This is a genomic window from Halolamina salina (assembly GCF_054653455.1).
Genome location: NZ_BAAIGE010000002.1, coordinates 1,876,780 through 1,889,455 on the forward strand (window position 1 = coordinate 1,876,780; position 12,676 = coordinate 1,889,455).

A 12,676-nucleotide genomic window follows, 5' to 3' on the forward strand; every position below is an offset into this window, starting at 1 on the left:
ATCACCTGTATTTTTCTTATGAATATCCACTTTTTTGTTCCTGTATCCCAATGATTTGCTGGATAAAGAAGGATAAGCGGGATCTGGCATACTTTACTGAACGATGTGCTGTAGAGACGGTAAAGACTATACGACTCACCATCACGATACTCAAAAGATGAAGGCAGTCATCCCTGCCGCCGGCCAGGGCACTCGTTTGTACCCGCAGACCCACACCAAACCGAAGGCGATGGTGCGTATCGCCGGGAAGCCGATCCTCGGCCACATCCTCTCCCGCCTCTCGGAGACTCGCGTCGACGAGGTCGTGATCGTCATCGGCGGGCCGATGCAGGACCAGATCGTCGAGTACGCCGAGGGCTCTTTCGGCGACGAGTTCACCTTCCGGTTCGTCGAACAGGAGAGCGCCGAGGGGCTCGGACACAGCATCTACCAGACCGAATCGGTCGTCCGCGGCGAGCCGGCGCTGATCGTGCTCGGGGACATGCTGTTCGAGAACGGCTACGGCACCTTCCTCGAGGCCCACGACGCACTCGACGACCCGGACGCGAGCATCGGCGTCAAGACCGTCGACGAACCACAGCACTACGGCGTCGCCGAACTGGGGGAGGGAACCGAGATCGACCGCTTGGTCGAGAAGCCCGACGACCCGCAGTCGGACTACGCGATCAGCGGCGTGTACATCGTCGAGAACACCGACCTGCTGTTCGACTGCCTCGACGAGCTCGTCGAGAACGACGTCCGCGGCGCGGGCGACGAGTACCAACTCACCGACGCCCTCCAGCGGATGATCGACGCCGACGCCCGGATCGACATCTTCGAGGTCGAGGACTGGTACGACTGCGGCCGCCCAGAGACCCTCCTCGAAGCGAACCGAGTCCTGCTCGCGAAGGGCGACAACGACGGAGCCGACACGCTCGACAACGCGGTCGTCGTCCCCCCGGTCGACTTCGGGGACGACGTCGTCGTCGAGGAAGCGATCGTCGGCCCGGATGTCAGCGTCGATTCCGGTTCCCGAATCACCGACAGTATCGTCCGAAACAGCATCGTCGGGCAGGACGCGACGCTCGAGAGCGTGAACCTCGAAGGCAGCATCGTCGGCGACGGCGCGACCGTTCGGAGCGAGGCGAACCAACTGAACGTCGGTGACAACAGCACGATCGAGCTATGAGTGACGCCCCGCACGCGGTCGTGACGGGTGGTGCCGGGTTCGTCGGCAGCCACTTGGTGGACTCCCTGCTCGACGACGGCTTCCGAGTCACCTCCCTCGACAACTTCGGGAGCGGTCGACCGAGCAACCTCGAACACATCGACACCAGTCGGTTCGACTCCCTCGAACACGACGTCCGCGAGCCGTTCCCGGAACTGGACGGCGTCGATTACGTGTACCACTTCGCGTCGCGTGCGAGCCCGACGGACTTCGAGTCACACCCCGTCGAGATCGCGCTGACGAACAGCGAGGGGGCGCACAACGCACTCGAGTTCGCCCGGGAGAACGATGCACGGACCGTGCTCGCGTCGACGAGCGAGGTCTACGGCGACCCCGAGGTTCACCCTCAGCACGAGGAGTACAACGGGAACGTGAACGTTCGCGGTCCTCGCGCGCCGTACGACGAGAGCAAGCGGTTCTCGGAGGCGCTCGCCGTCGCGTTCCAGCAGCAGTACGACGTGGACATCCGAACGGTCCGTATCTTCAACACGTACGGGCCGCGGATGCGCCCCGACGACGGGCGGGTCATCCCGAACTTCCTCTCGCAGGCGCTCCGTGACGACGATCTCACGATCTACGGCGACGGCACACAGACGCGGAGTTTCTGTTACGTCTCCGATCTCGTCGCCGGAATCCGTGCGTTCGCGGACGCCGACCCCGCCGTCGCCGCGGGCGAAGTGATCAACCTCGGGAACACACACGAGATCGAGATCCGGGAGCTCGCGGAGATCGTCATCGAGGTCCTCGACGCTGACTCGGACACCGTTCGCCGGGAGCTACCGGAGGACGATCCAGAGCTCCGCCGTCCCGACATCGGCCGGGCACAGGAGCTTCTCGGTTGGGAGCCGACGGTCGGCCTGGAGGAGGGTCTCGAACGGACCGCCGAACAGTTCGCCGAGGAGCTGGGTACGGAGTAGCCGACGGCGGTTCCGGACTCGAAAGGTAACCTATTACCCGACTCGAACAGTGTGTCGAGCCATGCCTTCGTCTCCGGAACGGGTCCTCGTCACTGGCGGTGCCGGGTTCGTCGGGAGCCACGCGGCGGCGTACTACGACGACCGCGGCAGCGAGGTGACCGTCCTCGACAACCTGAGCCGCGTCGACACCCTCGAAACGGCCGACGAATCGCGGAACACGGCCGCGTACAACTGGAACTACCTCGAAGAACACCACCCCGACGTGGAGCTGATCGAGGGCGACATCCGCGACCACGATCGACTCGAAGAGATCGTCGAGGGACACGACGCCGTCGTCCACACTGCGGGCCAAGTGGCGGTGACGGCGTCGATTCAGGATCCCCGGACCGACTTCGAAGTCAACGCTCAGGGAACGTTCAACGTCCTCGAGGCGGCTCGAAAGGCCGAGAGCGACCCTGCAGTCGTCATCGCGTCGACGAACAAGGTCTACGGGGACAACGTGAACGAGATCCCGGTCCGGGAGGAGGAGACCCGGTACTGGTACGACGACCCCGATTTCGAGGAGGGGATCCCCGAGAGCCTCTCGATCGACGACTGCGAGCACACGCCCTACGGCGTCTCGAAGCTCGCGGCCGACCTCTACGTGCAGGACTACGCGGAGCGAAACGAGGTGGACGCCGCCGCGTTCCGGATGAGCTGTATCTACGGCACGCGCCAGTTCGGAAACGAGGACCAGGGGTGGGTCGCCCACTTCGCCCTGAGCACGCTCCGTGACGAGCCGCTGACGATCTTCGGCGACGGCAAGCAAGTCCGCGACGTCCTCTACGTCGAGGACCTGATCCGTGCCTACGACGCCTTCCTCTCCGATCCGGAGGGGAAGCCGGCAGTGTACAACATCGGCGGCGGAGCCGAGAACACCACCAGCCTGATCGAGTTCCTCGACCTGCTCGAAGCCCAGACCGGGAAGCGGACCGACGTGAGCTTCGACGACTGGCGGGAGGGCGACCAGAAGGTGTACGTCTCGGACATCTCGCGTGCGCGTGAGGAACTGGACTGGGAACCCCGCGTGGGGTTCGAGGAGGGGATCGAGCGGTTCGTCGACTGGTACGAGAGCGACTGACGGAGCGGACCATTCTTATCCGGTGCTGCCGAAACTGAGAGGGAATGCAACTCTCAGTCGTCGGCTCCGGCTACGTCGGAACAACCATCGCCGCGTGTTTCGCGGACCTCGGTCACGACGTCGTGAACGTCGACATCGACCAGGGGATCGTCGACACGATCAACGACGGCGAGGCGCCGATCCACGAGGACGGGCTGGCCGAGCTGGTCGCCGAGCACGCCGGCCCCGACTCGACCGGGCGGCTTCGGGCGACCACCGACTACGAGGAGCTGCTCGACACCGACCTCACGTTCCTCTGTCTCCCGACCCCCGCCAACGACGACGGCTCGATCGACCTCTCGATCATGAAGGCCGGCGCCGAGCAACTGGGGGAGACACTCGCCGAAAAAGATGACCGCCACAACGTCGTCGTCAAGAGCACCGTCGTCCCGGGCACGACCGAGGACACGCTCGCACCGCTCATCGCCGAGGCCGGCGACAAACGGCTCGGCGACGATCTCGGCGTCGGGATGAACCCCGAGTTCCTGCGAGAAGGCTCGGCGGTGGCCGACTTCCTGAACCCCGACAAGGTCGTGCTCGGCGCCGCCGACGACCGAACCCGCGACCGGATGAAGGAAGTGTTCGCCCCGCTCGTCGAGCGGGCCGACGAGCCGCCAGTCGTGGAGACGGCGACCCGGGAGGCCGAGATGATGAAGTACGCCAACAACGCGTTTCTCGCGTCGAAGATTTCGCTGGCGAACGACCTCGGGAACATCTGCAAGGAACACGGCGTCGACATGTACGAGGTCGCCGACGCGATGGGGCTGGACGGACGGATCCAACGGGCGTTCCTGGACAGCGGCCTCGGCTGGGGCGGGAGCTGCTTCCCGAAGGACACCGCGGCCATCATCGCCGCCGCCGAGGCGAAGGGGTACGACGCACCGATGTTGAACGCGGCGACGGAGGTGAACGATCGACAGCCACAGCGCTTCCTCGACCTGCTCGATAGGCACGTCGACGTGGACGGGAGGCGAGTCGCCGTCCTCGGACTCGCGTTCAAGCCCGGCACCGACGACATCCGGAACACGCGCGCGGTTCCCGTGATCGAAGGCCTCCTCGAACGGGGGGCGGACGTGGTCGCCCACGACCCGGTCGCGATCGAGAACATGCGCGATCGCTACCCGGAGATCGAGTACGCGGACTCGGCGTCGGACGCCCTGAACGGCGCGAGCGCCTGCCTCGTCGTGACCGACTGGGACCAGTACGAGGTGCTCGATGAGGAGTTCGACGAGATGGCCGACCCCGTCGTCGTCGACGGCCGCCACTGCATCGACCGTCGGGAGGGGATCACGTACGAGGGGCTGACCTGGTAGCGCGCCCGCCGTTTCACAAACCTTATCCCCTTTTTGCTACGATTCACGCCAATGAGTTCGCGCAGCGAAAGCGACGACTTACGCCAGTCACTCCGCCGGACGGCAACTGACTGGTACCACGTCCCCGCGCTCCTCCTCGCGATGGCGTGGATGTTCTGGGTTCGGATGCAGAAATACTCCCAGTTCCTTCAGAACGGCGAGGTGTACTTCAGCGGGAACGACGCCTGGTACCACCTCCGCCAGACGAACTACATGGTCCGGGACTTCCCCTCCGCGATCCCGTACGACATCTGGACCGGGTTCCCCGTCGGGACGTTTCAGGGGCAGTTCGGGACGCTCTACGATCAGCTGATCGCACTCGTCGCGCTGATCGTCGGTCTTGGCGCCCCCTCCGAGGCTCTCGTCGCCAAGGTCCTCCTCGTGGCCCCCGCGGTGTTCGGGACCCTCGCCGTCGTCCCCGTCTACGTCATCGGCAAGCGATTCAGCAACCGCATCGGCGGCCTGTTCGGCGTGTTCCTGCTCGCGCTCCTCCCCGGGCTGTTCCTCCGGCGGACGCTGGTCGGCGCCGCCGACCACAACGCCGCCGAGCCGCTGTTCATGGGGCTGGCGATGGTCGGCCTGTTCGGCGCCATCGCCGTCGCGGACCGAACGATGCCCGTCTGGGAGGTGATCCGCGAGGAGCTCTACGAGTCCCGCGAGCTCGACACCCTCAAGGAGCCGCTCGCGTGGTCGCTCGGTGCCGGCGTGCTCGTCGGCCTGTTCCTGTGGGTGTGGCCGCCCGCGGTGTTCCTGGTCGGTATCGTCGGGCTGTTCCTGACCGTGAACGTGGTCACCGACGTCGTCCACGGCGAGACGCCGGAGCCGATCGCGTTCACCGTGGCGGTCTCGATGCTCGTCGTGACGGTGATGAGCCTGCTGGGGCTGGATACGGTCGGCATTTCGACGACGACGCTCTCGCTCCTCCAGCCGCTGGCCGCGCTCTCGGTCGCGGTCGCTGCCGTGTTCTTCTGTGCGCTCGCACGCTACTGGGAGCGCGAGGGGATCGACGCCGCCTACTACCCGGCGGCGATCCTCGGGATCGGCGTCGTCGGCGTCGGCGTGATCTCCGTCGTCGCTTCGGGGCTGTTCGAGACGATCGCCGGGAACCTCCTCCGGATCGTCGGGTTCAGCGCCGGCGCGCAGATGCGGACCATCTCCGAGGCCCAGCCGTTCCTCAGCCCGACCTCCATCCAGCAGTACGGCCTCAACACCGGCGCCGAACGCATCATCCTCGAGTACGGGGTCACCCTGTTCACCGCGATCCTCGCAGTCGTGCTCATGCACGCCCGTCCGCTGCTCCGTAAGGGTACCCAGCGTGCGTACACCTACCTCGGCGGGAGCCTCCTGACCGCCGCGCTGATCTTCCTGACGCCGCTGCCGAGCGTGGTCGGCGGCGTCGTCGGCATCGACCAGCAGGTGCTCGGGCTGGCGATCGTCGCCGCGCTCCTCGTGGGCGCGCCGCTGATCGCGGAGTACGAGGCGACCGACCTGCTGTTCGTGGTCTGGGCGGCGTTCATCACCTCGATGGCGTTCACCCAGGTCCGCTTCAACTACTACCTCGCGGTCGTGATCGTGGTCGCCAACGCCTACCTGTTCGGCCGCGTGCTCGACTACATCGACGCCGACAGCGCGCTTTCTGCGGCCGATCTGGAGGTCCGCACGGTCGGGCTGGCGACCGTCCCCGTCGTGTTCGGGCTGCTCCTGCTCAACCAGACGCTCGCGGCGGTCGTCGTCGCGGTCGCGGCGCTCGTAGGCGCGATCATGTTCGTCGAGGAGTTGGAGGGCCACCAGGTGCTCACCGTCGCCGCCGTCCTCCTGCTCGTCGCCGCGCCCGTGCTCGCCGTCCCGGTCACGCTCGGCGGCAGCGCACAGAGCGCCGGCACGCAGACCGCCACGTCCGTCCAGACCGGCAACAACACCGGTCCCGGCGCGATACTGGCGTGGGAAGGGACGTTCGACTGGATGCAGAACAACACCCCCGAGGAGGGGAACCTCGGCGGCGCCGGCAACGCCGAGGACATGGAGTACTACGGCGCCTACGAGAAGACGGACGACTTCGAGTACCCCGAGGGCGCCTACGGCGTGATGTCGTGGTGGGACTACGGCCACTGGATCACGACCCAGAGCGAGCGGATTCCGAACGCGAACCCGTTCCAGCAGGGCGCGACCAACGCCGCGAACTACCTGCTCGCGCCCAACGAAAGTCAGGCGCAGAACGTGCTCGACCGGCGCGCCCAGCCGGGTGAGGAGACCCGTTACGTGATGGTCGACTACCAGATGGCGTCGGTCACCTCGAAGTTCAGCGCGCCCGTGACGTTCTACGACGACCAGAACGTCTCCTACAGCGACTTCGCCAAGGGGATGTACCAGCTCCAGGAGACCGAGCGCGGCACGTTCGTCAGTGGCTCGGCCCAAATCTACGAGCAGCGGTACTACGAGAGCCTGATGATCCGGCTCTACCGCTACCACGGCTCCGCACAGGACGCCGCGCCGTTCGTGGTCGACTGGGAGACCCGCGAGCTGACCCGTCCCAACGGCGAGACGTTCGAGGCCCGGACGACGATGGCCAACGACACGATGCTGCGACGCTTCCCGAACATGAGCGCCGCCCGCGCGTACGTCGAGGAGGACGGTAGCGCCCAGATCGGCGGCGTCGGGCCGTTCCCGCAGGAGGACATCCCCGCGCTGGAGCACTACCGGCTGGCGAAGGCCAGTCAGGCCCAGAACCAGAACTTCCAGCTGAACGACCGGCGACAGGCCGCGATGGCCGGCGACCAGCTCTACGGGCTGATCTACCAGCAGTCCACCACGACGCCGTCGTGGGTGAAGACGTTCGAGAAGGTGCCCGGCGCGACCGTCGAGGGGTCGAACGCCCCCGCCAACACCGAGGTGACCGCGTCCGTCCAGATGCGGATGCCGTCCTCGAACCAGACGTTCACCTACACCCAGCACGCCCAGACGAACGACGAGGGCGAGTTCACGCTGACGCTGCCGTACTCCACCACCGGCTACGACGAGTTCGGGCCGGAGAACGGCTACACGAACGTGAGCGTCCGGGCGGTCGGAAACTACACCGTCACGGCGCCGGCGACAACCAACGAGAGCGGCTACTCCATCCAGTACGGTCAGGAGTTCGAGGTCTCCGAGGGCAAGGTGCTGGGCGTCGACGAGGAGGCCAAGCAGATCACCCTCGAGAAGCGCACACAGCCGCCCGAGGGCGCACAGAACGAGAGCAGCGGGAACGAGACGAACACGAGCGAGAACACCAGCAGCCTCGCCGGCCCGGAACCGATCGGGACCGTCGACGGTGAGAGCCGACAGTCGGCCGACTCGACGGCCGACGGCCCGAGCGTGATCGGCGTCGGGGCCGACACGCTCGCCCCGGCGGCACGGGTCACGAACTGATGCGCGGACGGGACTCCCTGAGCGTCTACCTCCGCGGGGTGGCGATGGGCGCCGCCGACGCGGTGCCCGGCGTCTCTGGGGGGACCATCGCGCTGCTGACGGGGATCTACCCCCGACTGATCGCCGCGATCACCGCCGTCGAGCCTGACAGACTGCTCGACATCGTCGCCGCGCCGCTGCCCGACCGCCGCGGCGACGCCGTCGCGGCGTTCCGTGAGATCGACGGACTGTTCCTCGCGGCGCTGGGGCTGGGGATCGCGACCGCGATCGTCACCGTCTCGCGCGTGCTCGAACACGCGATGGCTGCCTATCCGGCGGCGACGTTCGGCGGCTTCTTCGGGCTGATCGGCGCCTCGGCGTGGCTGCTGCGCCGGGAGATGCGGTTCGACACGCGCGGCCGACAGGCCGCCGCCGTCGCCGGCTTCGGCGTCGCCTTCCTGCTCTCCGGGCAGGCCGAGGGGGCGCTCGGCCACGGCCTCCCCGTGACGTTTCTCGCCGGCTCGGTCGCGGTGACCGCGATGATCTTACCCGGCGTATCCGGCTCGCTGCTGCTGCTACTGCTGGGCCAGTACGAGTACATGATCGGCCACCTGAGCGCGTTCGTCGACGCGGTGTACGCGATCGCGACGGGCGAGCCGGCGGCGGTCCCCCCGGGGACGGCCACGATCGTCACGTTCCTCGCCGGCGGCGTCGTCGGGCTGTTCACCGTCGCCCACGCGGTCCGGTGGGCGCTGGAACACCGGAAGCGGGCGACGATGACGTTCCTCGTCGCGCTGGTCGTCGGCGCGCTGCGGGCGCCGGTCGTCCAGACCGCGACGCGGCTCGACGCCGGGTGGACGACCGCCGCGATCGGCCTCTTCTGTGGCGCAGCGGTCGTCGGCGCCGCCGTCGTGGTCGGCCTCGAGCGGGCCGCGGGCGGCGAGGCGATCGAGATCTGAGTGGAAAGCGTTGTGGGCGTCCGTCAGCGCGTCTCAACAAGGCTTAATCCCCGCGGGGAGTTGCGTGGCGTATGAGCGATATCACGGTCGTGCTACCGGACGGCTCCGAGCTCTCCGTGCCGGAGGACGCCACGGTCGAGGACGCCGCCTACGAGATCGGTCCCGGACTGGGCGACGACACCGTCGCGGGCGTCGTCGACGGCGAACTCGTCGCGAAGGAGGACGAACTCCACGACGGCGCACAGCTCGAGATAGTCACCGACCAGTCCGACGAGTACCTCGACGTGCTGCGCCACTCCGCGGCTCACGTGTTCGCACAGGCGCTCCAGCGCATCCACCCCGAGGCGAAGCTCACCATTGGTCCGCCGACGGAGGACGGCTTCTACTACGACGTCGCCGACGTCGACCTCGAGGAGTCCGACCTCGAGGCCATCGAGGCCGAGATGGCGGAGATCGTCGAGGCGGACTACGAGATCGAGCGCGTCAAGCGCTCCCGTGAGGAAGCGTTCGAACAGTACGCGGACAACCGCTTCAAGCGGGAGATCCTCGAGGAGGAGGCCGCCGGGCAGGACCCGGTCAGCTTCTACCGGCAGGACGACTGGGAGGACCTCTGTCAGGGTCCCCACGTGGAGTCGACGGGTGAGATCGGTGCGGTGGAGCTGCTGAACATCTCCTCGGCGTACTGGCGCGGCGACGAGGACAACGAGACGCTGACCCGCGTGTACGGGACGGCGTTCGAGTCGGAGTCCGACCTCGAAGAGTTCCTCCAGATGCGCGAGGAGGCCAAGGAGCGCGACCACCGCCGCATCGGGCAGGAGATGGATCTGTTCTCGGTGCCCGACGTGACGGGGCCGGGGCTTCCGCTGTACCACCCCGCGGGGAAGACGATCCTGCAGGAACTGGAGAACTACGTCAACGAACTCAACCGCGAGGCGGGCTACGAGCAGGTCGAGACGCCCCACCTGTTCCGGACGGAGCTGTGGAAGCAGTCGGGCCACTACGACAACTACCGGGACGACATGTTCCTCCTCGACGTGAACGACGAGGAGTACGGGCTGAAGCCGATGAACTGCCCGGGGCACGCCACCATCTTCGACCAGTCCTCGTGGTCCTACCGGGACCTGCCGATCCGGTACTTCGAGAACGGGAAGGTGTACCGGAAGGAGCAGCGCGGCGAGCTCTCGGGCCTCTCCCGGACGTGGGCGTTCACCATCGACGACGGCCACCTGTTCGTCAAGCCGGAGGACATCGAGCGAGAGGTCCGGGAGATCATGGAGCTGATCTTCGAGCTCATCGGCCACTTCGACCTCGAAGTGGAGGTCGACCTCGCGACCCGACCCGAAAAATCGGTCGGCGGCGACGAGATCTGGGAGAGTGCCGAGGAACAGCTCCGTGAGGTGCTCGACTCCGGCGGCTACGACTACGGGATCGAGGCCGGCGACGGCGCGTTCTACGGCCCGAAGATCGACTTCTCGTTCCGCGACGCGCTGGGGCGCTCCTGGGACGGCCCGACGGTCCAACTCGACTTCAACATGCCCGAGCGGTTCGACCTGACGTACACGGGCGAGGACAACGAGGAGCACCGGCCGGTGATGATCCACCGCGCGCTGTACGGCTCCTACGAGCGCATCTTCATGGTGCTGATCGAGCACTTCGACGGTCAGTTCCCGCTGTGGCTCGCGCCCGAGCAGGTGCGCATCCTGCCCGTCTCCGACGACGCGCTGGGGTACGCCCACCGCGTGAAGAACGAACTCGACGGGTTCCGCGTCGAGGTCGAGGACCGCGACTGGACGGTCGGCCGGAAAATCCGGGAGGCCCACGACGACCGACTGCCGTACATGATCATCGTCGGCAGCGACGAGGAGGAGGCCGGCACCATCTCGGTCCGGGACCGCTTCGAGCGCGAGGCCGACGGCGTCGATCCCGAGGCGTTCCGCGAGCACCTCAAGGCCGAGCGCGACGAGAAGCGCATCGAGCCGGACTTCCTCGACGAGTAGTCAGGCCGGGAGGAAGGCGGTCAGGAACCCCACGAGCGAGCCGACGAGCAGGAGGGCAGCGAGGAGGATCGCGACCCACCTCCGGCCGCGCCCCCGGAGCGCCGGCGTCTCCGACGGGAAGAACGGCGAGAGCGCGCCTCTGGAGTCGTCGTCCATACGCCGCCGTTCGTGGCGCGGAGCTATCAACCCTCGCCAGCCACGGCCATCGCGCTCGGTGACAACCGCGCCCACCGAGCGGTGGGTCCGGGCCACCGACGACGCCGTGCGGGCCGAACGAGTTCGGCCGAGCCGCCGCGACCCACACCGTCGGTTTCCGGCGAACGCGCCCTCTCACGGGCAGTTCCGGGCGTGAGGGAGTACCACAAGATTTACTCGTAAGTGTGTATACGTTCGTCACATATGTCCTCGGACACGAACGGAGAGGGGCTTTCCCGTCGTACAGTACTCGCGTCCGCCGCCGCGGCGGGCGCGACCGGACTGGCCGGCTGTAGCAGCCTCACCGGCGGCGGCGGCGGGCCGGAGAACCCGATCGAACTGCTCCACGCGTGGTCCTCGGGCGACGGCAACGCCGCGATCGCCGCGCTGATCGAGGGGTTCCAGGAGGCCCACCCCGACGTAGAGTTCGCCGAGGAGCCGGTCAACGGCGCCGCACGCAGCAACCTCGACAACGTCATCTCGAACCGACTGCAGGCCAACGACCCGCCGAGCACGTTCCAGACGTGGCCGGGCGCCACGCTGGAGAAGTTCGGCGACGCCTACGCCAGCATCGAGGAGGACGTCTGGACCGACGAGGTGGAGGAGAACTACCTCCCGGGACCCAAAGAGCAGGCCAAACTCGACGGCACGTACGTGACGGTGCCGCTGAACATCCACCGCATCAACAACCTGTTCTACAACACGGCGGTGCTGGAGGAGGCCGGCGTCGACCCCGAGTCGCTCTCCTCGCCGGCGGACGTGGTCGAGGCGTGTGCGGCCGTCGCCGAGAACACCGACGCGGTGCCGTTCGCCCAGCAGACCAGCGGCCCGTGGTCGACGATTCAGCTCTGGGAGACGGCGCTGCTCGCCCAGGCCGGCATCGACGGCTACACCGCCTTCACGGAGGGTGAGGGCGACGTGGAGCAGGTCCGTGCGGCGCTGGAGCACGTCGTCGAACTCAGCGAGTACTACCCCAGCGACGCCTCCTCGATCAGCTTCACCGAGGCGAACACGATGGTGATGGAGGGCGAGGCGGCGTTCATCCACCAGGGCGACTGGGCCGCGGGCGCCTACAGCGGCGACGACGAGTTCAACTACGGCGAGGACTGGGGGCAGGTCACCTACCCCGGCTCGGAGGGGAGCTACCTGCTCAACATGGACTCGTTCCCGTACTTCGACAACAACCCCTCGCCGGAGGCGACCAAGACGTTCCTCAGCTACTGTGCCGGCACGGAGGGGCAGGTGCTGTTCAACCGCGAGAAGGGGTCGATCCCCCCGCGGAAGGACGCCGACGTGTCCGAGCTCAACACGTTCCAGCAGGACCAGTACGAGGACTTCACGAGCGCGGACAGCCAGCCGCCGTCGATCCAGCACGGGCTGGCGGTCTCGACCGGAATCAAGACGAACATCACCAGTGCTTTCAGCGGCTTCCTCGAAGACTACGACGCCGACGCCACCGCGGAGGCGCTCGTCGGCGCGTTCGAGTAACGACCCCCTGGAAGCACA

General features: G+C 67.1%; 9 protein-coding genes. 8 read left to right on the forward strand and 1 reads right to left on the reverse strand.

What is annotated here, in order from left to right:
* The first annotated feature begins 157 nt into the window (after nt 1-157).
* The 7 genes from ACYQZ5_RS10160 (at nt 158) to thrS (ending at nt 10,975) form a co-directional block, all read left to right on the forward strand.
* The gene (locus ACYQZ5_RS10160) at nt 158-1,168 is read left to right on the forward strand and encodes a sugar phosphate nucleotidyltransferase (RefSeq protein WP_379818016.1); all 1,011 of its coding nucleotides are present in this window, start codon (nt 158-160) and stop codon (nt 1,166-1,168) included.
* The gene (locus ACYQZ5_RS10165) at nt 1,165-2,124 is read left to right on the forward strand and encodes an NAD-dependent epimerase/dehydratase family protein (protein WP_379730557.1); all 960 of its coding nucleotides are present in this window, start codon (nt 1,165-1,167) and stop codon (nt 2,122-2,124) included. The genes ACYQZ5_RS10160 and ACYQZ5_RS10165 overlap by 4 nt, the downstream gene beginning before the upstream one ends.
* A 61-nt stretch (nt 2,125-2,185) precedes the next feature.
* Nucleotides 2,186-3,244 carry an NAD-dependent epimerase/dehydratase family protein gene (locus tag ACYQZ5_RS10170; protein WP_379730556.1) on the forward strand — a complete coding sequence of 353 codons (1,059 nt, stop codon included), beginning with the start codon at nt 2,186-2,188 and terminating at the stop codon, nt 3,242-3,244.
* Between the two features lie 44 nt (nt 3,245-3,288).
* Nucleotides 3,289-4,596, forward strand: coding sequence for a UDP-glucose 6-dehydrogenase AglM (gene aglM / locus ACYQZ5_RS10175; RefSeq protein WP_379730555.1), 1,308 nt, complete (start codon nt 3,289-3,291; stop codon nt 4,594-4,596).
* A 51-nt stretch (nt 4,597-4,647) separates the two neighbouring features.
* On the forward strand, nt 4,648-8,040 hold the full coding sequence (locus ACYQZ5_RS10180; RefSeq protein ID WP_379730554.1) for an oligosaccharyl transferase, archaeosortase A system-associated: 3,393 nt from the start codon (nt 4,648-4,650) through the stop codon (nt 8,038-8,040).
* Nucleotides 8,040-8,978 (forward strand): DUF368 domain-containing protein, encoded by a 939-nt coding sequence (locus ACYQZ5_RS10185; RefSeq protein WP_459846058.1) that lies wholly within the window; start codon nt 8,040-8,042, stop codon nt 8,976-8,978. The genes ACYQZ5_RS10180 and ACYQZ5_RS10185 overlap by 1 nt, the downstream gene beginning before the upstream one ends.
* A 71-nt stretch (nt 8,979-9,049) precedes the next feature.
* Nucleotides 9,050-10,975 carry a threonine--tRNA ligase gene (gene thrS / locus ACYQZ5_RS10190; protein WP_379731161.1) on the forward strand — a complete coding sequence of 642 codons (1,926 nt, stop codon included), beginning with the start codon at nt 9,050-9,052 and terminating at the stop codon, nt 10,973-10,975.
* Here thrS and ACYQZ5_RS10195 read toward each other — a convergent pair whose 3' ends face one another.
* Nucleotides 10,976-11,131 (reverse strand): hypothetical protein, encoded by a 156-nt coding sequence (locus tag ACYQZ5_RS10195; protein WP_379731160.1) that lies wholly within the window; start codon nt 11,129-11,131, stop codon nt 10,976-10,978.
* Between the two features lie 243 nt (nt 11,132-11,374).
* Between ACYQZ5_RS10195 and ACYQZ5_RS10200 the strand changes: the two genes are divergently transcribed.
* Nucleotides 11,375-12,658: an ABC transporter substrate-binding protein gene (locus tag ACYQZ5_RS10200; protein WP_379731159.1), complete on the forward strand. Its 1,284-nt coding sequence runs from the start codon at nt 11,375-11,377 to the stop codon at nt 12,656-12,658.
* Nucleotides 12,659-12,676 lie beyond the last annotated feature (18 nt).